Raw genomic sequence first — 20542 nt, forward strand, 5'->3', positions numbered from 1 at the left:
TGCATGCTGACACCGACACCAGCCCGGATCGCCGCGGCCCCGTTTCGTCTCGGGACCGCGGCGATCGCGGGCTGGAGCGGCTATCTCGCCGGCCTCGTACGACGCGGCGCCACGCCGTGCACACTGGTCTCCGACGCGAACCGGTACAGCCGCGCCCTGACCTCGGCCACGCCGCCGCGCTGGACCACGGACTGGCCGGTCGTGTGCCGGTGGTCGCTCGGAGCTCTGCGTGATTGCAGCACCCCCGATCCCGCACGCGACGAGATACCCACGCTGTTGCTGCCGCCGCAGGCCGGCACCCACTCGTGCATCGTCGACCATTCCGCCGACCGCAGCCAGGTCGAAGCCCTCAGGGCCGGTGGCCTTACCCGCCTGCACTGCCTCGACTGGGCACCCGCGACTCCCGCGACGGACGACTGCTCGATCGATGAGCACCTGGCGGTCGTCGCCGAGGCCGTCGACCATCTCGGTGGCCGGGTGAACCTGATCGGCGACAGCCAGGGCGGGTGGCTCGGCACGATCTACGCGGCACTGCATCCCGAGCGCGTGCACTCGCTGACCGTGGCGGGAGCACCCATCGACTTCCACGTCGACCAGCCGGCGCTGTCGGTGCTCGCCCACGCGCCCCGCGGGGCCGCGGCCACAACGATCGACTTCTGGTACGGGGCGGCGCGGGCCGTCGGAGTGCCGACCACCGATCCGATCGGTGAGATCGAACGAGCGATGACACTGCTCGGCCTGCTCCACGATCCCGACGAAGTGGCGCGCTGGGAGGCCGAACGGCACTGGTTCACCTGGAAACAGGAGATCCCTTCGGCCTTCCGCGAATGGATCATGCGGCACCTGTTCGTGGGCAACGAACTCGTCGCCGGCACGCTGAAGGCCGAAGGACGCGTCGTCGACCTCTCGGCCGTCGAGTGCCCGGTCCACCTCATCGCCGGGTCCGCCGATCCGATCGCAACTCCCCGGCAGGTCACCGCGCTGGCCGAGCACGTGTCGACCCCTCCGGAGAGGATCACCACCACGATCGCCGATGCCGGCCACATCGGGCTGTTCATCGGCCGCCGTGCGCTCACGGAGGTGTGGACGCCGCACGCCCGTCGCGTCGCGGCGTCGGCGTGATCGTGCTGTCCCGGCCGCAGCGCGGTCGGGACAGCGATCAGGACGGGGTGTCGACCCCGAGGCGCGTACACGCCGCCTTGTAGAGGTCGACGACGGCCGTGCGGAGTCCCGCCCGGTCGGTCACCGGCTCGAGCCACGGGATACGCACGGTGTGATCGCGACCGTCGATGACGACGACCCACTCCCCCGCCTCGCGGTCGACGCCGGTCATCCGAGCCTCGACGGCACCGGGCTCGGCGAAGGCACGCACGATGAGCAGGCTGTCGGCCGCGTGGTCGTCGTTCATGTGGGCGGTCACAGCCGCCACCACCTGGCTGTCGAAGTCGGTCACGGGCGCTCAGCGTAGCCAATCGGGGCGGGTGACGGGCGTGTCGGTCCCGTTCGCGACCCCACCCTGTCCGTTCGGTGATGCGCCGCAACGATTCTCGAAACGCCGCGGTCAGCCGTGTTCGGCGTCGCTCTCGCCGCTCACCTCGTCGTCGACCTCGACCCGGACGCCGAGGGCGGATTCCAGCGCCTCGAGTTCCTCGTCGAAGTGATCGAGCAGCCGGACGAGATCCGGGACCGTGCGACCGCAGGCCGTGAGACCGAAGGCGATCTCGTCGTCGGTGCTCGTGCACGTGATGTTCAGCGCCTGCCCGTCGACGGGCACCGACAGCGGATACAACGCGTCGACGCGCGCACCGTTCCAGTACAACGGCGCATCAGGGCCCGGCACGTTCGAGACGATCACGTTGAACGGCGGCCGCGGCAGCGCCCGGTTGCCGGTGAGTACTCCCACCGCCAGGGGCGCCACACCCACCGCGCTCGTCGCGAGACGACCGAGCTTCGACATCGAGTTCATTGCGTGCTTGCCCTCGATCATCGAACCGCGCACGCGCGCAAGACGTTCCACCGGGTCGGCGCACTGCGTCCCGAGTGTGCACATGAGGATGCCGATCTCGTTGCCCGACGAGCTCCCGCTCCGACGCAACGAGACCGGGACCATCGCCACCAGCGAATCCTCCGGCAGCGCATCGTGTTCGGAGAGATACGCCCGCAGCGCCCCACCGGACAGTTCGAGGACGACGTCGTTGAGCGTCGCGTCGGCCGCCTTGGCCACCATCCGCAGTCGCTCGATCGGCCAGGACCGGGCCGCGAATCTGCGCGATCCGGAGATCTGCCGGTTGAGGATCGTGTTCGGAGCGCCCAGCGACAACGAACCACCGCGATTGTGCAAAGCACGGTCGACGGTGCCGACGAGCGCCGGAACCAGAGCGACCGCCTCGGACACGACGTTCACTGCATCGTTCACCGCACCGGTCGCCGCGCGGACGACGGCGCCGGGGAACCCGATCGCGGTACCCATCGCCGAGCGGCTCGACGACTGCGCGTCGGCGACCGCCCACGGGGCCGGCATGTCGGTGCGGTCCGGGTCGGTGCTGAGCGCACGGCGCAGCAGGCGCATCGCCCCCACCCCGTCGGCGACCGCGTGGTGGATCTTCACGTAGAGGGCGTAGCGACCGTCGGACAGCCCTTCGATCAGGTGCATCTCCCACAACGGGCGGGTGCGGTCGAGCAGCGACGCGTGCAGGCGGGAGACGAGTTCCCACAGATCGTCCATCGTGCCCGGGGACGGCAACGCGTTGAACCGGACGTGGTAGTCGATCGAGAAGCGCGGATCGTCCTCCCATGCCCACTGCCCGAGGGTGAACAGCGAGCGGGTGGGCCGCTTGCGCCACAGCGGCCCGGCGGGTTCCTCCCGGGCGAGCGCCTCGGCGAACATCGACTTCAGGTCGCTCGCGTCCTTGCCCTCCGGCGGCTGGAACAGCAGCAGACCGCCGACATGCATCGGGTGGTCGCGCGACTCGCCGAGCAGGAACATCGAGTCGGTCGGTGACATCGGTAACCGCATCGTGTTCTGTCTTCCTCCCCCACCCGGCACCGGCGACAACCGGAGCACCGCCCCTACGTGACCGGTACCGGCACGTCGATGTGCTGTCAGTTCTACCCCAGAAAGCGCACGTGCGGGACCGTCTCACCGACGGATGTTCCGGTGGCGCGTCCGATTCGTCCCTGCCGTGACCTGCGACCTACACGCTCACATGTCGAGGCCGAAGTCCAGGACGGTCACAGAGTGGGTGAGCGCACCCACCGCGAGGAAGTCGACGCCCGTGCGCGCGTAGTCGGCGGCGACGTCGAGGGACAGGCCGCCGGAGGATTCGAGTCGTGTCTGCGGCGCATGGGTGTTGCGCCGCTGCACCGCGATCTGAGTCTGCCACAGCGGGAAGTTGTCGAGCAGGATCAATTCCACGTTCTCGGCGAGCACCTCGTCGAACTGCTCGAGGGTGTCGACCTCCACCTCGCACGCGATATCGGGAGCGTGCTCCCGGACGGCGCGCAGCGCCGCGACCACCGAACCGGCCGCGGCGACGTGGTTGTCCTTGATCAGCGCCTCGTCGCCGAGTCCCATGCGGTGGTTGACGCCGCCGCCCATCCGCACCGCGTACTTCTGCAGTGCGCGCATCCCCGGCAGGGTCTTGCGGCTGTCGCGGATCTTCGCCTCGGTGCCGGTCACGGCGTCGACCCAGTGCGAGGTCGCCGTGGCGATGCCCGACAGATGGCACAGCAGGTTGAGCATCGTGCGCTCGGCGGTGAGCAGGCCGCGGGTCGGCGCCTCGACGGTCAGGACCGAATCCCCGGGCAGCACGCGCGTGCCGTCGGACCTGCGATCGAGCACGCGGTAATGATCGGCACCGATGACCTCGTCGAGGACGAGCAGACCGACATCGAGACCGGCGAGGGTGCCGGCCTGCCGCGCGACCACCGAGGCAGTGGCGACGGCGTCGGCGGGCACGGTGGCGTCGGTGGTGACGTCCGGTCCGTAGCGCAGGTCCTCGTCGAGCGCCTTCCGGACCAGCTCGCGGGTCTCGGCGAGGTCGAGTCCGTCGGGCAGCGCGGTGGTCATCTCAGTTGACTCCTGTCAGTTCCGGGGTGGTGAAGGACAACTCGCCGTCGTCGTCGATGCGCAGTTCGAGGCTGCGTGCCTGCGTCGGGTCGGTGTCCGGACGGTCGCTGCGGGTGTGGCATCCCCGCGATTCGGTGCGGCGCTGCGCCGCGAGCAGCAGGGCCCGCGCGGTGACGGTGAGGGCCGAGTCCTCGAGTCGATCGGCGTCGGTACAGGTTGCAGCGACGCTCATCCTGTCGAGTTCGACTGCGGCAGCGGCCAGTCCGTCCGCGTCGCGCACGACCAGCGCGTGCCGGGTCATGAGCTGCTGCAGCACCGTCCGATCACAGACGGTCGAGGCGACGGCGGGAATGCCGTCCGTCCCGACACGCGTTCCGGCCCGTTCGATCGCCGCGGCCGTCCCCGCGCGCTCGCCGAGGACGAGCCCTTCGAGAAGACTGTTGGAGGCGAGCCGGTTCGCGCCGTGCAGGCCGGTACGTGCCACCTCACCTGCCGCGTACAGACCGGGGATGCGGGTGCGGCCGTGCACATCGGTGACGACACCGCCGCACGAATAGTGCGCGGCGGGAGCAACCGGCAGCAGATCACGGGCCGGATCGAGACCGGCGTCGGCACACATCGCCATGATGGTCGGAAAACGCGTGGCGAAGCCGTCGAGGCGACGGGCGTCGAGGTACACGTGATCCTCACCGAGTGCAGTGAGTCGCTCGGCGATGGCCCGCGAGACGACGTCGCGGGGTGCGAGGTCGCCGAGCGGATGCACACCCTCGGTGATCGATCGGCCGCGGGAGTCGACCAGTCGTGCTCCCTCCCCGCGCACCGCTTCGCTGATGAGCGGCCGACGTCCGGTGCCGCCTTCCGCGAACAGCACGGTCGGGTGGAACTGGACGAATTCGAGGTCGGCGACACCGGCGCCGGCGGCCAGGGCCAGCGCGATGCCGTCGGCCGTGGCGCCGGGCGGATTCGTGCTGCACGCGTACAGCTGCCCGAGACCACCGGTCGCGAGCAACACGGCCGGGGTGTGGACGACGCCGAACCCGCGCTCGTCGAGGACGAGCAGTCCGGTGACGCCCCGCGCATCGGTGAGGATCCGGGCGGCAGCGGCGCCGAACAGGACGGGCAGACCCGCCGCGCCGAGGGCTCGCTGAACCTCGGCGCCGGTCGCGTCACCACCGGCGTGGATGATGCGGCGGGTACTGTGCCCACCCTCGCGGGTGCGGGCGATGTCGCCGTCTCCGGCGGTGTCGAACACCGCTCCGAGGTCACGCAGGGCGGTGACGGCGTCGGGGCCGGCGGTGACGATCGAGCGCACCGCGTCCTCGTCGCACAGTCCTCCGCCCGCGGCGAGGGTGTCGGCGACGTGGGCGTCGACGCTGTCGCCCACCGGCGCCACCACGGCGATGCCGCCCTGGGCGTACTGGGTGGCCGTGTCGGTGGGGCCCCCCTTGCTCACCGTGAGCACCCGTGCGCCGCGCCGGGAGGCCGCGCGCGCGGCCGTGAGACCGGCGACGCCACCTCCGACGACCACCAGGTCGGCGTGGTCCTCCCACGCGACCGTGATGGCGGTGGTCACTCGCCGCTGCCCGGGTTGCCGATGGCGATCATGCGCTGCACCGACAGGCGGGCCCGCTCGGCGACGTCGGCTGCGACGTGGACCTCGTCGCGTCCCTCCTGCAGGCAGCGCAGCAGCGCGGCGGGCGTGATCATCTTCATGTAGGGGCACGACGCCCGGTCGTTGACCGCCTGGAAATCGATGCCGGGCGCGGCCTTGCGGAGCTGGTGCAGCATGCCGACCTCGGTGGCGACGAGGACCTGCTTGGCGCCGGTCTCCCGGGCGGCGTCGATCATGCCGCCGGTGGACAGGATTCTGACCTTGTCGTCGGGCACGAAGCCCTCCCCGGCGAGATACAGCGCCGAGGTGGCGCAACCGCACTCGGGGTGGACGAACAGGTCGGCGTCGGGGTGCGCCTTGGCCTGCGCGGCGAGCTCGTCGCCGTTGATGCCGGCGTGCACGTGGCACTCCCCGGCCCAGATGTGCATGTTCTCGCGACCGGTGACGCGCTTGACGTGGGCGCCGAGGAACTGGTCGGGCAGGAACAGCACCTCGCGGTCGGGGTCGATGGACGCGACGACGTCGACGGCGTTCGAGGACGTGCAGCAGATGTCGGTCAGGCCTTTGACCTCGGCGGTGGTGTTGACGTACGAGACCACCACGGCGTCGGGGTGGTCGGCCTTCCACTCGCGCAGCTGGTCTGCGGTGATCGAGTCGGCGAGCGAGCAGCCGGCGCGCTCGTCGGGGATGAGCACCGTCTTGTTCGGGCTGAGGATCTTCGCGGTCTCGGCCATGAAGTGCACGCCGCAGAAGACGATGGTGTCCTCCTCGGCTTCGGCGGCGATACGCGAGAGCGCGAGCGAGTCGCCGACGTGGTCGGCGACGTCCTGGATCGCGGGAAGCTGGTAGTTGTGCGCGAGCAGCGTGGCGTTGCGCTCACGGGCCAACCGGCGGACCTCCTCGGCCCACTCCGGCGTCGCCTCGACGCCCGTGTATCCGCCGGGGCCGTCGACGATGGTGGCGGCTCCCGCCCACTCGGTCGTGGTCATGGCCTAGCTCCTTCGAGGGTGTCATCCCGGCGGGTTCTACCGGAATTGCCGTATTCGAGGTTTTCGACTTAGGATCGAAAACATGCCACATGGTAACACCCGTCACGAAGTGCTCATCGCCGTGTTCCAGGTTCGCCGCTTCCCGGACGCCTCGGGAGTCCTCCGCGAGGAGCCCGAACTCGGGGTGCTGCTGTGGCAGCGGGCCCTCGATCCGCAGGTCGGCACGTGGTCGCTCCCCGGCGGCCAACTGCGCAACGACGAGGACCTCACGACGTCGGCAAGGCGGCAACTGGCGGAGAAGGTCGATGTCCGCAAGGTCGCGCACCTCGAACAGCTGTCGGTCTTCTCCGACCCGGATCGGGTGCCGGGACCGCGCACGATCGCGTCGACCTATCTCGGCCTGATCCCCCTCACCTCGGATCCCCAGCTGCCGTCCGATACGGCCTGGCATCCGGTCTCGGACCTTCCCGCGATGTCCTTCGACCACGGGGTGATGGTGGCGAACGCCCATGCGCGCCTTGCCGCGAAGCTGTCGTACACGAACATCGCGTTCGGCCTCGCGCCGGCGGAGTTCTCGATGTCGACGCTGCGCGACATCTATTGCGCTGCATTGGGTTACGAGGTGGATGCCACCAATCTCCAACGGGTGCTGGCGCGCCGGAACGTGCTCACCCGCACCGGCAACACCGCACCGTCCGGCAAAGCGGGAGGTCGCCCCCCGGCGCTCTACCGCTTCACCGATTCCCGGCTGCGCGTGACGGACGAATTCGCCGCCCTGCGACCGCCGGTGTGAACCTCCCGGAGGAGATCAGAAAGGCCGCCCCATGATGACCTCGAGCAACTGCAGCGGCATCGTCAGGAAGGCCGACCCGACGAACAGCGCCGAGCGCAGCGGGTCGCCCGCCAGATAACCCTCGCGGATCCATTCCAGAACATCGACCGAACCCATGCTGTCCCTCCCCTGATCGTCATGTGATTCCGACGTGTGTGTCGGACAGGAGGAGTCGTACGTTACAGACCGGCGGACGGGTCGCCCTCGGACGGACGCGTCAGGCCGGAGAGGACGGTCTCGACCAGAGTGCGGACGTAGTCGTCCGACGGGGGTTCGCCGGCGGTCGACCATTTCTGGGCGACAGGCGCGAACAACATGTCCACGGCGACATCGAGATCGAGGTCGTCCGGCAGTTGCCCCGCACTCTGCGCGGCGCGGAGCCTGGCCTTCTTCATCTCCCGCATCGGCGCGTCGAGGCGGTGTTCGTATTCCGCTGCGAGCCCGGGGTCTTCGAGTACCGCCACGGTCAACGCGCGCAGCGGGACGGCGAACTTCGGATCACGCAGCTCCGCCACGGTGGCCTGCAGCACCGCAACGAGGTCCGCGCGGAGGTCGCCGGTGTCGGGCAGCGCGGCCTCGTCCCCGGCATCGCCCTGCGTGTGCGCCAGATACGCGTCGAGGAGGACGGCTCCTTTCGACGGCCACCAGCGATAGATCGTCTGCTTCCCCACGCCGGCCCGGGCGGCGATCGCCTCGATACCGAGTTTCGAGTAGCCGACCTCGGCGACCAGGTCGAAAGCGGCATCGAGGATCGCTTTCCGCGAGGCGGGGTTCCGCCGGGAGTTGCCGGGTCCGGGGCGTGCAGACATGGGACGACGATATCGCATCGAGACGAGACGTTGCGTCTTGACAGGCGGCGCCCGGAGGGTCATCCTCAGTTGAACGAGACGAACCGTCTCGTCTCACACAGGAGGTATGCATGCGAACCCAACCGACCGCGTCCCCCGCCACCCCCGGCGTCCGTCCTCGCACGTGGTTGATCACCGGCGCGAGCCGCGGCCTGGGCAGGGAGTTCGTCCGAGCGGCACTCTCGAGAGGTGACAACGTCGTAGCCGTCTCACGGTCGATCGGATCGGCCGATCTCCCCCGGGATCCGGAGCGTCTCCTCCGACTCCCGGCCGACGTCACCGAACGCACAGCGGTGTTCGCCGCTTTCGACACCGCCCGAAAACATTTCGGAGGCATCGACATCGTCGTCGACAACGCGGGCACCATGGCCTACGGATTCGTCGAGGAGTTCACCGAGGAGCAGGCGCGCGCACAGTTCGAGACGAACTTCTTCGGGGCGATGTGGGTCAGCCAGGCAGCCATGGCGGCCTTTCGCAGTCGAGGACGCGGGCATCTCGTGCAGATCTCGAGCATCGGGGGCGTGCTGAGCGGGCCCGGCACAGGGCTGTACAGCGCAAGCAAGTTCGCCCTCGAAGGACTCAGTGAAGCACTGGCCGTCGAGGCCGCCCATTTCGGCATCGACGTGACGATCGTCGAGCCGGGTGGCTACTGGACCGACCTCTACACCACCATGACGGTGAGCACTCCGCGATCGGACTACGACGCGCTGCGAGCCGAGATCGAGGAGCAGAGCGCGTCCACGAGCATCGACAGCCACCCCGCTCTGGCCGCGCGGGCACTGCTCGAGGTCGTCGACGCCGACCGGCCACCGCGCCGCATCGTGCTGGGCAACGCCGTCCTGGATGCGGCCGTGGCCGCCACCCGGGAGAAGATTGCCACCTGGCTCGAGTGGGAGTCGGTGAGCCGTGCCGCGGAGGACGCCGTACCGGCATTGGAATCCGGGGGTGGGGAGCGATCCGCGATCTAGAATGGGTGGATCGTGTGTCCGGCGGAGCACAGGTCGGGTGATTCCATGAACGTCGACGACATCTGGAACGCGATCGACGAGCAGCGCGCACGAACTGCCGATCTGCTGGAGCAACTGACCGACGACGAGTGGAGCCGGCCGTCGCTGTGCGAGGGCTGGACCGTGCGCGACGTCGCGGCCCACCTCACGCTCCAGCAGCTCACCGTGGTCGACCTCGTCCGGATGGCGCTGCGTCATCCCGGTGGTGTGAACACGATCATCCGTGAGTCCTCCCGGCACCGCGCCCGACAGCCGACGGCCGAGTTGATCACCGACCTCCGGGGAATGATCGGCTCCCGCCGGCACAACGTGGGCATCACCCCGCTCGAGACGATGATCGATCTGCTCGTCCACGGCCAGGACATCGCGATACCCCTGCAGCGCGACCTGCCGATGCCGCCGGACGCCGCAACAGCGGGCGCCACTCGGTTGTGGTCCACCCGCGGCACCGGGAAGGCCCGGGTCTTCGCCGACGTCCCGCTCGACGGATTCCGTTTCACCGCAACCGATGCCGAGTGGTCCTCCGGTTCCGGACCCGAGGTGCGGGGACCGATCTCCGCGATCCTGCTGCTGTTTTCGGGCCGTCGCGCGGGGTTGTCCCGATTGGAGGGCGACGGCGCCGGGGAACTGCGCCGCCGGCTGGCACACGCGTGATGGCACGATGGGAGGCATGAGTGCCGACGCCCGCGTCCTGTGGACCATCGGCCACTGGACGTGCCCGCAGTCGGTCCTGCTCGACACGCTGACCTCGGCCGACATCGAACTCGTCGTCGACGTGCGGAAGATGCCCGGTTCGCGCCGCAGCCCGCAGTTCGACGCCGACGAGATGCCGTCCTGGCTCGACAGCGCCGGGATCGGCTACGTGCACCTCACCGAACTCGGCGGCAGGCGGCCGAAGCAGAAGGACATCGATCCGACCGTCAATGCAGGCTGGAAGAACGCGAGTTTCAAGAACTACGCCGACTACACCCTCACCGGCGACTTCGAGGCCGGACTGAAGCGACTCACCGATCTGGCCGAGCACCGGCACGTCGCCATCATGTGCGGCGAGCCGATGCCGTGGCGCTGCCACCGGTTGTTGATCGCGAACACCCTCGCCGCGCGGGGGTGGACCGTCGTGCATCTCGTCAACAACGCGAACCCGCGACGGCACGAGCTGGGACAGTGGGGTGCGACTCCGTCGGTGGGTTCCGACGGAGTCGTGACCTATCCCGCCGAAGAACGCGGGCTCCCGTAGCGTTCCGGGCCTCGCAGGGGCCCGCGTGCTCACCCTGCCCGGGAGGCAGCGGCAACGCGGATCACCCGAGGTCCCGCGAGTAGTGGACCGCGAGCGCATCCGCCCCCGACGGAGTGACGGTCCGGGTTCGGGCACCGCGGATGTAGCCGCACCGCTCGAGCACGCGCTGGGATGCTTCGTTCTCGGGGAGGGTGCGCGCGGTCAGGCGGAGTAGTCCGCTCCGCCGAGCGAATTCGGCCGCGAGATCGAGTGCGTCGGCAGCGAGCCCTCTCCCACGACCGAGCGGATGCAACCAGAATCCGACTTCTGCTTCCTCGGCGGTGATGCCGAACAACACGAGACTGCCGGCGAAGCGGTCGGTCTCCGGTTCGGCGATCGTCAGTACGGCCAGATCTCCGCGCTCCAGCCCTTGCCGGATCTCGCCGTCGATCAGGGCTGCGACGGACGCTTCCGTGTACCCCGGTTCGGGCAGATGTGCGTACCGGCGCACCAGTGGATCTGCGGTCCCGGCGGCATAGGTAGCCGCGTCGTCACCGCGCATCGCCCGCAGCTGTACTCGGTCGTTGCGTAAGGGCAGCAGTCGGGTATTCAGCATGCATACGACGCTACATCGTTCGGTCGCCGTAACTTTCGCTGGTTGTCGACGCGGCCTGCCCGGCACGATCCGGGACGCGCACGGTCGGTCAACGCTGTTCGCTCATCACCGAGTCGACGCTTCCGTGGCGCGAACACCGCGCCCACCACCCGTCCGGCGCGATCTGGACGATCATCCGGCGACCGCACTGCGCGCAGAAGCGCGGCGGTTCGAGTCCGAGTTGCACTGCCGCGGGGGGGATTCGGATCGTCCCGTCGACGATCTCTTCGCCGGTGAACGGATCGAACATCAGATCGTCTCGCCGAGGGCCTTGATCGGCATCTTCAGTTCGCCGAGCAGATCGAGGTCGGTCTCCGCAGGCCGGCCGAGCGTGGTGAGGTAGTTGCCGACGATGACGGCGTTGATCCCGCCGAGGATCCCCTTCCGCGCGCCGAGGTCGCCGAGTGTGATCTCGCGGCCACCGGCGAACCGGAGGATGGTGCGCGGCAACGCCAATCGGAAGGCCGCCACCGCCTTGAGCGCCTCGGTGGCGGGCAGCACCTCGAGGTCGCCGAAAGGGGTGCCGGGGCGCGGATTGAGGAAGTTCAGCGGCACCTCGTCGGGTTCGAGCGCCGCGAGGTCGGCTGCGAATTCTGCTCGCTGCTCGATGGTTTCCCCCATTCCGAGGATGCCTCCGCAGCACACCTCCATACCCGCTTCGCGCACCATGCGCAGCGTCTCGAAGCGCTCCTCCCAGGTGTGGGTGGTGACGACGTTCGGGAAGTGCGAGCGCGCGGTCTCGAGGTTGTGGTTGTAGCGGTGCACACCCATCGCGACGAGTCGGTCGACCTGTTCCTGGGTGAGCATGCCGAGCGAGCACGCGATCTGGATGTCGACCTCGTTGCGGATCGCCTCGATACCGGCCGCGACCTGCGCGAGGAGGCGTTCGTCGGGTCCGCGCACGGCCGCGACGATGCAGAACTCGGTCGCTCCGGTCTTGGCGGTCTGCTTCGCGGCCTCGACGAGCGACGGGATGTCGAGCCGGGCGGCTCGCACCGGGGAGGCGAACAGGCCGGACTGCGAGCAGAAATGGCAGTCCTCGGGGCAGCCACCGGTCTTGAGGCTGATGATCCCCTCGACCTCGACCTCCGGTCCGCACCACGCCATGCGCACGTCGTGGGCGACCGCCAGCAGGTCGTCGATGCGATCGTCCGGCAGCTGCAGGACCTCGAGGGTCTGGTCGCGGTCGAAACCGATGCCGCGACGGAGCACCTGGTCGCGAGCTATTTCGAGGATGTCGGTGCGGGCGGGCGCCTGGGTCACTGCCGTCTCCTGGGGTGGCGAGAACTTGAACATCGTTCAATTGAACAGCGTTCAGGTTAGGGCGAAGCGTCCGATAGTGTCAAAGGCACGAATCCTTCGGTTCGGATCCCCGGCGGCGCGGTACCGCCGCGGGCAGTGGGAGAAGCGGGAGCAGAGAAGCAGTGCAGTTGCGACGCGGCGACGTCCTCGACGGCGCCATGGCGATCCTCGACGAGTACGGGCTCGGCGACCTGACGATGCGCAAGCTCGCGTCGTCGCTCGGCGTCCAGCCCGGCGCGTTGTACTGGCACTTCCCGAACAAGCAGACCCTGCTCGGCGCCATGGCGGACCGCATCCTCGACGGTGTCGACGAGCCGCCCGCGAGCGATGCCTGGGACGACGCCCTCTCCGAGCTGGCGCACCGTTTCCGCGCCGCGCTGCTCGCCCATCGCGACGGCGCCGAACTCGTCGCCTCGAGCTACGCCTCCCGGCTGACCACTTCCCGGGCGCGCGACGCCTTCGTGGCCACCGCCGAACGCGCGGGTCTGTCCCGGGCGTACGCCGAACTGACCGGCTACGCGCTGCTGCACTACGTGCTCGGCCACACCGTCGACGAGCAGTCCCGCGCGCAGCTCGAGGAACTCGGCGCGCTCACCCGCGCTCCCCTCTCCCCCGATGTCGCGACCGAACAGCCGACCGAGACCGACGACGAACTGCTCGACGGCGATCCCGCCGTCCGGTTCGAGTTCGGCCTGCGGTTGTTCGTCGACGGCATCCGCGCACGTCTGGAGACCCGTGCGACATCCTGACCCCGCCGTTCCTGTCGGACCCGTCTCCTACCTTCGACGCTCGTGACCGCCCCCTGGACCCTCCAGCAGATCAACGCCGTCGCACCCGATCCGTCCTCGCTGACGGCTGCGCGCGGCGTCGCCTCCGCATGGCTCGAGACCGGTCACGACACCACCGCCCTGTGGGGACTGTGCCGCGGACGCGGCACCACGCCGTATCGCACGGCGATCCACCCGAGCGCTCCCGCCTACACGTGCACGTGCCCGAGCCGGAAGCTGCCCTGCAAGCACGCCCTGTCGCTGCTCGTGCGCTGGTCCGAGGGCGCCGTACCCACGGGGCAGGCACCCGACTTCGTCACCGGATGGCTCGCCGCCCGCGCCGCGTCCACCGCACCGCCCGCCCCGGCGGACGAGCCGGTCAAGGCACCCGATCCGGCGACCGCCCAGCGCCGCGCCGAGCGGGTCGCGGCAGGACTCGACGACCTCGACCGCTGGCTGACCGACCGCATCCGGCACGGCCTCGGGGCGGTGGATCACGGCTACGACACCTACGAGGCGATCGCTGCCCGCATGGTGGATGCCCAGGCTCCCGGCGTGGCGTCGGCACTGCGCGCCCTGGCCGCCGTCGTGAACGACGAAACCGATTGGCCCGCCAGGCTGCTCGAAGAGTATGCGCGCCTGCACCTCATGGCCGTGGCGTACCGGCAGCGCGACGAACTGCCGAGGCCGCTCCTGCGTTCGCTGCAGACCCATCTCGGTTTCGGCACCCGCAGCGAGGAGGTCCGCGCCGAACCGGCCGTGCGCGACCGCTGGCAGGTCCTCGCCGTCCGCGTCACCGAGGAGAGCCGGATGTTCACCCGCAAGACGTGGTTGCGGGGACGGTCGAGCGGACGCTGGGCGATCCTGCTCGACTTCGCACACGGCACAGCACGTTTCGCCGCGCCGCTCCCCTTCCCCGGGTCGCTCGTCGATGCCGATCTGCACTTCTACCCCGGTGCGGCCCCACTACGGGCGGTGCTCGGCCGGCAGCACGGGGAGACGGAGCCGTTCACAACCCTGCCCGCCACCGGACTCGACGCCGCACTGGACGAGTACGCCCGCATGCGCGGAGCAGATCCGTGGTTGCGCACCTGGCCCGTCCTGCTCGACGCGGTCACTCCCACCGACAGTGAAGACGGATGGTACGTCGTCGACCCGTCCGGACGGGCACTGCCGCTCGCCGGAGACGACGACAGCCGCTGGCGGCTGCACGCTGTCGCAGGGGGCCGTCCCGTGACGGTCTGCGGCGACTGGGACGGAACCGCTCTCGCCCCGGTCTCCCTGTTCACCGGAGGACAGGTGATGACCTGGTGAGCACACTGCCCGAATCGCTGACGACCGCAGCACTTCTCGGAACGGCACGCTCCGCTCCGGAGTTCGGCGCGCTGCACACGGCCGGTGCCGCGGGCGAACTCGCCGGAGACCCCGCCGCGACACTGCTCGCCGCTGCCGCCCTGGAGGCGACCTTCCTCACCGCCGCGACCGTGCCGGTGGTCCGCGAACGGCCGTCGCCGGCCCCGGACGACGACCGTCCCGTCCTTCCCGGCGCGGCTGCCGAACGCCTGCGCGCGCTGCTCGCCGTCCGCTCCCCGCTGCTCGACGAGTGGTTCGAGGTGGCGGCCCGGTTCCGCGCGTCGCACGACATCGTGGTCGACCTGTTGATCGTCGCGACCACCGACGCGGTGCACCGCGACCGGCTGGTCGCACTCACCGGTGCCCGTGGGCGCTGGGTGGCCGCGCGCCACCCGGAATGGGCCGATCTGCTGCCACCCGACCCGCTCGACGACACGCCCTGGCACGTCGGTCCGCCCGCCCGGCGACGCCGATGGTTCGAGGTGCTCCGCGCGCACGATCCGGCCGCGGCGACAGCCACGCTCGCGGCGTCATGGGGTGCGCAGACCGCCGCCCAGCGGGCCGAACTCGTCGCCCTGCTCGCGGTCGGTCTCGGTCCGCACGACGAAGACCTGCTCGAGCGCGCCCTCGACGACCGTAGCCGCAAGGTTCGCGCCGTCGCGCTCGACCTTCTTCCCCGCCTCCACGACTCCGCGTTCGCGCGACGCATGGCCGAACGAGTGCGGCAATGGCTGCTCGTCGACGGCTCGACCGTCACCCTCGCCGTCCCCGAACGGCCGGACGAGAGCGCACTCCGCGACGGTCTCTCCGACGGTCCGGCCCGCGATCTGCTGGTGGCGGCAGTCGCGGCCGCTCCGCTGTCGGTGTGGCGCGAGCACGCCGGAGACGGGGTGCTGCCGGAGTTCGACGTCGACGACGCCATCCGCACGGCACTGACGGACGCGTGGGGCCGCGCGGCGGTCCGGCAACGCGACAGCGGATGGGCCGCGGCGTTGCTGCGACGCGACGGCACCGTCGACACGTCGGTCGCCCGGGTCGTACCTCGCGACATCCTGCTCGCGCACCTGCGCGAGACGTCGCCGCCCGCGGTTCTCGACGACGCGTTGCTCGCCGCGCTCCCGGCGCCGTGGCCGCGAGATGTCGCCGAGAAGGTGCTCACCGCGCTGTACACGAAGCTGACGACCACCCGTGTGGTGCGCGACGTCCTGACGCTGCTCGCCCACCGGGCACCGTTCGAGCTGGCCGATCTGCTGGCCGACGCCGCGAACCGCACCGACGATCTCGGTCGCCTGCACCTGTTCGCGAGCGCAGCCGACACCCTGACCCTCCGCAAGACGATCCACGAGGAGCTGAGTTGACCGACTTCGAGTCGACCCCTGCAGTTGTCGGTACCGACGAGGCCGCGACGCCCGAGACGGGCACGTCCGAGACCGCCGTGACCGGCACCGACCTGCTGCGCCCGCACGCCGAGCAGCAGTACGCGCACGAACTCGCGGCGCTCGCGCGACTCGACGACCGGCCGCGCCCGCCGTCGTGGCAACTGTCCCCGTGGGCGGTGGTGACCTATCTGCTCGGCGGCGAACTGTCCGACGGCACCGTGATCACCCCGAAGTACGTCGGCCCGCGCCGATTGATCGAGGTTGCCGTGGCGACCCTGGCGACCGACCGGGCACTGCTGCTGCTCGGTGTGCCGGGTACCGCGAAGACCTGGGTGTCGGAGCATCTCGCCGCCGCGATCAGCGGTTCGTCGACCCGGCTCGTGCAGGGAACGGCGGGTACGACCGAGGAGTCGGTGCGCTACGGCTGGAACTACGCGCGGCTGCTCGCCGAAGGGCCGAGCGCCGACGCGCTGGTGGCCTCCCCGGTCATGACCGCGATGCGCGACGGCGCCGTGGCACGCATCGAGGAACTCACCCGCATTCCCGCCGACGTGCAGGACGCGCTGATCACCATCCTGTCGGAGAAGACGCTTCCCGTCCCCGAACTCGGCATCGAGGTGCAGGCGACGAAAGGGTTCAACGTCATCGCCACCGCCAACGACCGCGACCGCGGGGTCAACGACCTGTCGTCCGCGCTGCGTCGACGGTTCAACACCGTCGTATTGCCGTTGCCGGCGAGCGAGGAGGACGAGGTCTCGATCGTCACCCGCCGCGTCGAACAACTCGGCGCCGCACTCGAACTGCCCGCCGTGCCCGCGGCCGCGGAGGAGATCCGCCGCGTCGTGACGGTGTTCCGGGAACTGCGCAGCGGAGTCACCACCGACGGCCGGACCAAGCTGAAGTCCCCGTCGGGCACGCTGTCCACCGCCGAGGCGATCTCGGTGGTCACGGGCGGTCTGGCGCTGTCGGCGCACTTCGGCGACGGGGTGCTGCGTCCCTCCGACGTCGCCGCCGGAATCCTCGGGTCGGTCGTCAAGGACCCCGTCTCCGATCGCGTGGTCTGGAACGAATATCTCGAGGCCGTCGTCCGCGAACGCGGCGACTGGACCGACTTCTACCGGGCGTGCCGGGAGATCACCGGGTGACCGACGCTCTCTTCGACCGCGCGGATGCGCCCGCGGAGATCCGGGTCTTCGGGATCCGGCACCACGGACCGGGTTCGGCGCGCGCGGTCCTGCAGGCACTCGCCGAGTTCGAACCCGACACCGTCCTCATCGAGGGTCCGTCGGACGCCGATCCGGTGCTCGCGCTCGCCGCGGCCGACGACATGGTCCCCCCGGTCGCATTGCTGGCCTACGCCCGCGACGAACCGGCGCGGGCGGCGTTCTGGCCGTTCGCGGCCTTCTCGCCCGAGTGGCAGGCCCTGCGCTGGGCGTACCTGCACGATGCCGACGTGCGGTTCTGCGACCTTCCGGCGGCGATGTCGCTCGCCGCCGAACGCGAGGTCGGCGACCGCGCGACCGACGACCTGCTCGGCATGCTCGCCCGCGCCGGCGGCTACGCCGACTTCGAGCAGTGGTGGGACGCGGTGGTCGAGCACGGCACCGCACAGGCCTTCGACGAGATCACCGACGCGATGCGCGTGCTGCGCGAAGATGTCGGGATCGACGACCACACCGCGCGACGCGAGGCGCACATGCGGCAGGTGCTGCGCGCAACGGTCAAGGCCGGGGCCCGCGCGATCGCCGTGGTGTGCGGGGCGATGCACGCGCCCGCACTGACCGGCCGACTCGGACCGGCCGCCCCCGACGCGCGTCTGCTCAAGGGCATTCCCAAGGTGAAGACCACTCTCACATGGGTGCCGTGGAGCCACTCCCGGTTGTCGCTGTCGTCGGGCTACGGCGCCGGCATCACCTCACCCGGCTGGTACCACCATCTGTTCACACAGCCCGCGGACACGACCGCACGCTGGTTCACCCGCGTGGCCCGTGTCCTGCGCGAGGAGGATCTTCCCGTCTCGAGCGCCCACGTCATCGAGGCGACGCGCCTCGCCGACACGCTCGCGGCGCTGCGCGGTCGCGCTGCGGCCGGACTCGACGAGGTCGTCGAGGCGACCCGATCGGTGCTGTGCGACGGCGACGACGTCCTGCTCGACCTCGTCACGCGGCGGCTCGTCGTCGGCGAGGCACTCGGTTCCGTCTCCGAGGACACCCCCACCGTCCCGCTCGACACCGACCTGCAGCGGAATGCGAAGTCGTTGCGCCTCAAGCGGTCCGCCGAAGCGAAGAACCTCGATCTGGACCTGCGCCGCGAGATCGACGTCGCGCGGTCGCGACTGCTGCACCGCCTGGCTCTGCTCGGGATCGACTGGGGCACGCCCACGGAGAGCGAGGTGCGCTCGACCGGTACGTTCCGCGAGACCTGGACGCTGCGGTGGGAACCCGAGTTGTCGGTGGCGATCGTCGAGGCGTCCCGGTGGGGCACGACGGTGGAATCCGCGGCGGCCGCCACGGTGGCCGACCGTGCCGCACGCTCCGGGATCGCGCTCGCCGACCTCACCGAACTCCTCGAACGGGCGTTGCTCGCCGACCTGCGGACCACGATCACGTCGCTGGTGACGGCGATCGACGCGGCGGCCGCACTCGATCACGATGTGCTGCACCTGATGAGCGCACTGCCGACCCTCGTGCGCACCGTCCGTTACGGCGATGTGCGGGGCACCGATCTGTCCTCCCTGGAACACGTCTGCGACGCCCTGCTCGCGCGTGTCTGCGCCGGTCTCCCGGCGGCGGTCACCGGTCTCGACCACGACGCCGCCGATGCGCTGCGCACCGCGATCGACGACGTGCATCTCGCTCTCGCGCTGCGTGAGGACCCGACCGCGACCGGCCGGTGGCTCGACACTCTGACGTCGGTGAGCGAGCGTGACGACGTCGACGGTCTGCTCCTCGGCCGCACCACCCGGATGCTGCGCGACACCGGCCGACTCGGCGAGTACGAGGCGTCCGTGCGGGTCGCGCGAGCGTTGTCGGTGGGGTCATCGGCACCCGTGAAGGCGCGCTGGATCGACGGATTCCTCGGCGGGGGCGGGCTCCTGCTCGTTCACGACAGCGCACTGTTCGACCTCGTCGACGAGTGGATCAGCAACCTCACCGACGACGACTTCGTCGACGTCCTGCCCGTCCTCCGACGCACCTTCGGGTCGTTCGCCTTCGGTGAGCGACGCCTGCTCGGGCAGACCGTGCGCGGCGAACGCACCCGCCGCACGGAGGCACCACCCGCCGTGGATCGCGGCCGGATCGCCCTGACAGCCACCGCGTCGATCCTGGGAGTGTCGGCATGACAACCGAATCCGGAGACACCGAACGCCTGCGCCGCTGGCGGCTCGCACTCGGCGAGGCCGCCGAGGACTCCACGGGCTCCCTGTCCTCGGCCGACGACAACGCCATGGACGCCGCGCTCGCCGCGCTGTACGACACCGCACCCGGCGACGGCACCGCACCGCGCACGGCAGGTCTCGGCGCGTCCGCGCCACGGGTGGCGCGCTGGCTCGGCGACATCCGCACCTACTTCCCGACGTCCGTCGTCCAGGTGATGCAACGCGATGCGGTGGATCGACTCGGACTGACCCGGCTGCTCCTCGAACCCGAGATGCTCGAAGCCGTCGAACCGGACGTACACCTGGTGGGCACGTTGCTGAGCCTGAACCGCGTGATGCCGGAGACCACCAAGGCGACGGCCCGGACGGTCGTCGAGAAGGTCGTGCGCGAGATCGAGGAACGCATCGCCCAGCACACCCGCACCGCCGTCACGGGCGCACTCGACCGGTCGTCGCGGACGTCGAATCCGAAGCTGCGCGACATCGACTGGGATCGCACGATCCGCGCGAACCTCGCCCACTACCTGCCGGAGCATCGCACGGTGGTGCCCGAGAAGCTGGTGGGCTACGGGCGCCGGTCGCAGGTGGTGAAACGCGACGTAGTGCTCGCGGTGGACCAGTCCGGATCGATGGCATCGAGCGTGGTGTACGCGTCGGTGTTCGCGGCGGTCCTGGCGTCGATGCGGGCACTGCGGACCTCGCTGGTCGTCTTCGACACCGCGGTGGTGGACCTGACCGACAAGCTCACCGATCCGGTGGACGTGCTGTTCGGCACCCAGCTCGGCGGCGGCACCGACATCAATCGGGCGATCGCCTACAGCAGGTCGCTGATCACGCGCCCGGCCGATTCGCTGTTCGTGCTCATCTCGGATCTGTACGAGGGCGGTATCCGCGCCGAGATGCTCTCCCGCATCCGGGAGATGCTCGCCGCAGGTGTGCAGGTCGTGGTGCTGCTCGCGCTGTCCGACGACGGGGCGCCGTCCTTCGATCGCGACAACGCGGCGGCGCTCGCCGAACTCGGAGTCCCCGCCTTCGCGTGCACGCCCGACCGGTTCCCGGAACTGCTCGCCGTCGCGCTCGAACGAGGTGACATCGGACGCTGGTCGCAGACCGGATGAGGGCCGACCGATCCCG

21 protein-coding genes are annotated in these 20542 nt (G+C 70.1%); 11 read left to right on the forward strand and 10 right to left on the reverse strand.

Features of this window, described 5'->3' with window-relative positions:
* Window positions 1–3: 3 nt before the first annotated feature.
* On the forward strand, window positions 4–1122 hold the full coding sequence (locus tag CKW34_RS14360) for an alpha/beta fold hydrolase (RefSeq protein WP_059380998.1): 1119 nt from the start codon (window positions 4–6) through the stop codon (window positions 1120–1122).
* A 37-nt stretch (window positions 1123–1159) separates the two neighbouring features.
* Here the strand turns inward: CKW34_RS14360 and CKW34_RS14365 are convergent, their stop codons facing one another.
* The 5 genes from CKW34_RS14365 to nadA form a co-directional block, all read right to left on the reverse strand.
* Window positions 1160–1453, reverse strand: coding sequence for a DUF2470 domain-containing protein (locus CKW34_RS14365; protein ID WP_016696012.1), 294 nt, complete (start codon window positions 1451–1453; stop codon window positions 1160–1162).
* Window positions 1454–1561: 108 nt separating this feature from the next.
* A complete protein-coding gene (locus CKW34_RS14370) occupies window positions 1562–3004 on the reverse strand; it encodes a WS/DGAT/MGAT family O-acyltransferase (RefSeq protein ID WP_059380997.1) in 1443 nt (480 codons plus the stop codon).
* A gap of 198 nt (window positions 3005–3202) precedes the next feature.
* Window positions 3203–4069 carry a carboxylating nicotinate-nucleotide diphosphorylase gene (gene nadC, locus CKW34_RS14375; RefSeq protein WP_059380996.1) on the reverse strand — a complete coding sequence of 289 codons (867 nt, stop codon included), beginning with the start codon at window positions 4067–4069 and terminating at the stop codon, window positions 3203–3205.
* 1 nt (window position 4070) lies between these two features.
* Complete coding sequence (locus tag CKW34_RS14380) at window positions 4071–5642, reverse strand: L-aspartate oxidase (protein WP_059380995.1); 1572 nt, start codon at window positions 5640–5642, stop codon at window positions 4071–4073.
* A complete protein-coding gene (gene nadA / locus CKW34_RS14385) occupies window positions 5639–6670 on the reverse strand; it encodes a quinolinate synthase NadA (RefSeq protein ID WP_019289717.1) in 1032 nt (343 codons plus the stop codon). Before nadA ends, CKW34_RS14380 begins: the two co-directional genes overlap by 4 nt.
* A gap of 82 nt (window positions 6671–6752) precedes the next feature.
* Here nadA and CKW34_RS14390 point away from each other — a divergent pair, with 82 nt between their 5' ends.
* Complete coding sequence (locus CKW34_RS14390) at window positions 6753–7463, forward strand: NUDIX hydrolase (RefSeq protein WP_059380994.1); 711 nt, start codon at window positions 6753–6755, stop codon at window positions 7461–7463.
* 15 nt (window positions 7464–7478) lie between these two features.
* On the opposite strand, the gene CKW34_RS24480 is transcribed toward CKW34_RS14390, so the two are convergent.
* The gene (locus tag CKW34_RS24480; RefSeq protein WP_006554085.1) at window positions 7479–7619 is read right to left on the reverse strand and encodes a hypothetical protein; all 141 of its coding nucleotides are present in this window, start codon (window positions 7617–7619) and stop codon (window positions 7479–7481) included.
* A 62-nt stretch (window positions 7620–7681) separates the two neighbouring features.
* Complete coding sequence (locus CKW34_RS14395; RefSeq protein ID WP_059380993.1) at window positions 7682–8311, reverse strand: TetR/AcrR family transcriptional regulator; 630 nt, start codon at window positions 8309–8311, stop codon at window positions 7682–7684.
* Between the two features lie 110 nt (window positions 8312–8421).
* Here CKW34_RS14395 and CKW34_RS14400 point away from each other — a divergent pair, with 110 nt between their 5' ends.
* Genes CKW34_RS14400 through CKW34_RS14410 form a run of 3 tightly spaced genes read left to right on the forward strand, consistent with a single transcriptional unit; the run spans window position 8422 to window position 10594 of the window.
* Window positions 8422–9318 carry an SDR family NAD(P)-dependent oxidoreductase gene (locus CKW34_RS14400; protein ID WP_059380992.1) on the forward strand — a complete coding sequence of 299 codons (897 nt, stop codon included), beginning with the start codon at window positions 8422–8424 and terminating at the stop codon, window positions 9316–9318.
* Window positions 9319–9363: 45 nt separating this feature from the next.
* On the forward strand, window positions 9364–10011 hold the full coding sequence (locus CKW34_RS14405; protein ID WP_059380991.1) for a maleylpyruvate isomerase family mycothiol-dependent enzyme: 648 nt from the start codon (window positions 9364–9366) through the stop codon (window positions 10009–10011).
* Between the two features lie 16 nt (window positions 10012–10027).
* On the forward strand, window positions 10028–10594 hold the full coding sequence (locus tag CKW34_RS14410) for a DUF488 domain-containing protein (protein ID WP_059380990.1): 567 nt from the start codon (window positions 10028–10030) through the stop codon (window positions 10592–10594).
* Window positions 10595–10655: 61 nt separating this feature from the next.
* Here the strand turns inward: CKW34_RS14410 and CKW34_RS14415 are convergent, their stop codons facing one another.
* The 3 genes from CKW34_RS14415 to bioB form a co-directional block, all read right to left on the reverse strand.
* Complete coding sequence (locus tag CKW34_RS14415; RefSeq protein WP_059380989.1) at window positions 10656–11189, reverse strand: GNAT family N-acetyltransferase; 534 nt, start codon at window positions 11187–11189, stop codon at window positions 10656–10658.
* A gap of 88 nt (window positions 11190–11277) precedes the next feature.
* On the reverse strand, window positions 11278–11478 hold the full coding sequence (gene bsaP / locus CKW34_RS14420; RefSeq protein WP_059380988.1) for a biotin synthase auxiliary protein BsaP: 201 nt from the start codon (window positions 11476–11478) through the stop codon (window positions 11278–11280).
* Window positions 11478–12491 carry a biotin synthase BioB gene (gene bioB, locus CKW34_RS14425; RefSeq protein WP_059380987.1) on the reverse strand — a complete coding sequence of 338 codons (1014 nt, stop codon included), beginning with the start codon at window positions 12489–12491 and terminating at the stop codon, window positions 11478–11480. The genes bsaP and bioB overlap by 1 nt, the downstream gene beginning before the upstream one ends.
* Window positions 12492–12652: 161 nt before the next feature.
* Between bioB and CKW34_RS14430 the strand changes: the two genes are divergently transcribed.
* The 6 genes from CKW34_RS14430 to CKW34_RS14455 all read left to right on the forward strand — a co-directional run bounded on the left by CKW34_RS14430 (window position 12653) and on the right by CKW34_RS14455 (window position 20526).
* Window positions 12653–13279: a TetR/AcrR family transcriptional regulator C-terminal domain-containing protein gene (locus tag CKW34_RS14430; protein ID WP_059380986.1), complete on the forward strand. Its 627-nt coding sequence runs from the start codon at window positions 12653–12655 to the stop codon at window positions 13277–13279.
* Between the two features lie 42 nt (window positions 13280–13321).
* Window positions 13322–14611, forward strand: coding sequence for an SWIM zinc finger family protein (locus tag CKW34_RS14435; RefSeq protein ID WP_059380985.1), 1290 nt, complete (start codon window positions 13322–13324; stop codon window positions 14609–14611).
* Window positions 14608–16008, forward strand: a complete 1401-nt coding sequence (locus CKW34_RS14440; RefSeq protein WP_059380984.1) for a DUF5691 domain-containing protein — start codon at window positions 14608–14610, stop codon at window positions 16006–16008. Before CKW34_RS14435 ends, CKW34_RS14440 begins: the two co-directional genes overlap by 4 nt.
* A gap of 77 nt (window positions 16009–16085) precedes the next feature.
* Complete coding sequence (locus tag CKW34_RS14445) at window positions 16086–17174, forward strand: ATP-binding protein (RefSeq protein WP_059381112.1); 1089 nt, start codon at window positions 16086–16088, stop codon at window positions 17172–17174.
* The gene (locus CKW34_RS14450; RefSeq protein WP_059380983.1) at window positions 17171–19372 is read left to right on the forward strand and encodes a DUF5682 family protein; all 2202 of its coding nucleotides are present in this window, start codon (window positions 17171–17173) and stop codon (window positions 19370–19372) included. Before CKW34_RS14445 ends, CKW34_RS14450 begins: the two co-directional genes overlap by 4 nt.
* Window positions 19369–20526, forward strand: a complete 1158-nt coding sequence (locus CKW34_RS14455; protein ID WP_059380982.1) for a VWA domain-containing protein — start codon at window positions 19369–19371, stop codon at window positions 20524–20526. The genes CKW34_RS14450 and CKW34_RS14455 overlap by 4 nt, the downstream gene beginning before the upstream one ends.
* The last annotated feature ends 16 nt before the right edge of the window (window positions 20527–20542 follow it).

Source organism: Rhodococcus rhodochrous (assembly GCF_900187265.1).
Lineage (GTDB): Bacteria > Actinomycetota > Actinomycetes > Mycobacteriales > Mycobacteriaceae > Rhodococcus > Rhodococcus rhodochrous.

Bases quoted from the DNA above. Each gene is read 5' to 3' on its own strand.
- CKW34_RS14410 (WP_059380990.1), top strand. From the start codon at position 10,028: ATGAGTGCCGACGCCCGCGTCCTGTGGACCATCGGCCACTGGACGTGC.
- CKW34_RS14370 (WP_059380997.1), bottom strand. From the start codon at position 3,004: ATGTCACCGACCGACTCGATGTTCCTGCTCGGCGAGTCGCGCGACCAC.
- CKW34_RS24480 (WP_006554085.1), bottom strand. From the start codon at position 7,619: ATGGGTTCGGTCGATGTTCTGGAATGGATCCGCGAGGGTTATCTGGCG.
- nadC (WP_059380996.1), bottom strand. From the start codon at position 4,069: ATGACCACCGCGCTGCCCGACGGACTCGACCTCGCCGAGACCCGCGAG.
- CKW34_RS14455 (WP_059380982.1), top strand. From the start codon at position 19,369: ATGACAACCGAATCCGGAGACACCGAACGCCTGCGCCGCTGGCGGCTC.
- CKW34_RS14395 (WP_059380993.1), bottom strand. From the start codon at position 8,311: ATGTCTGCACGCCCCGGACCCGGCAACTCCCGGCGGAACCCCGCCTCG.
- CKW34_RS14405 (WP_059380991.1), top strand. From the start codon at position 9,364: ATGAACGTCGACGACATCTGGAACGCGATCGACGAGCAGCGCGCACGA.
- nadA (WP_019289717.1), bottom strand. From the start codon at position 6,670: ATGACCACGACCGAGTGGGCGGGAGCCGCCACCATCGTCGACGGCCCC.
- CKW34_RS14415 (WP_059380989.1), bottom strand. From the start codon at position 11,189: ATGCTGAATACCCGACTGCTGCCCTTACGCAACGACCGAGTACAGCTG.
- CKW34_RS14400 (WP_059380992.1), top strand. From the start codon at position 8,422: ATGCGAACCCAACCGACCGCGTCCCCCGCCACCCCCGGCGTCCGTCCT.
- CKW34_RS14390 (WP_059380994.1), top strand. From the start codon at position 6,753: ATGCCACATGGTAACACCCGTCACGAAGTGCTCATCGCCGTGTTCCAG.
- CKW34_RS14360 (WP_059380998.1), top strand. From the start codon at position 4: ATGCTGACACCGACACCAGCCCGGATCGCCGCGGCCCCGTTTCGTCTC.
- bsaP (WP_059380988.1), bottom strand. From the start codon at position 11,478: ATGTTCGATCCGTTCACCGGCGAAGAGATCGTCGACGGGACGATCCGA.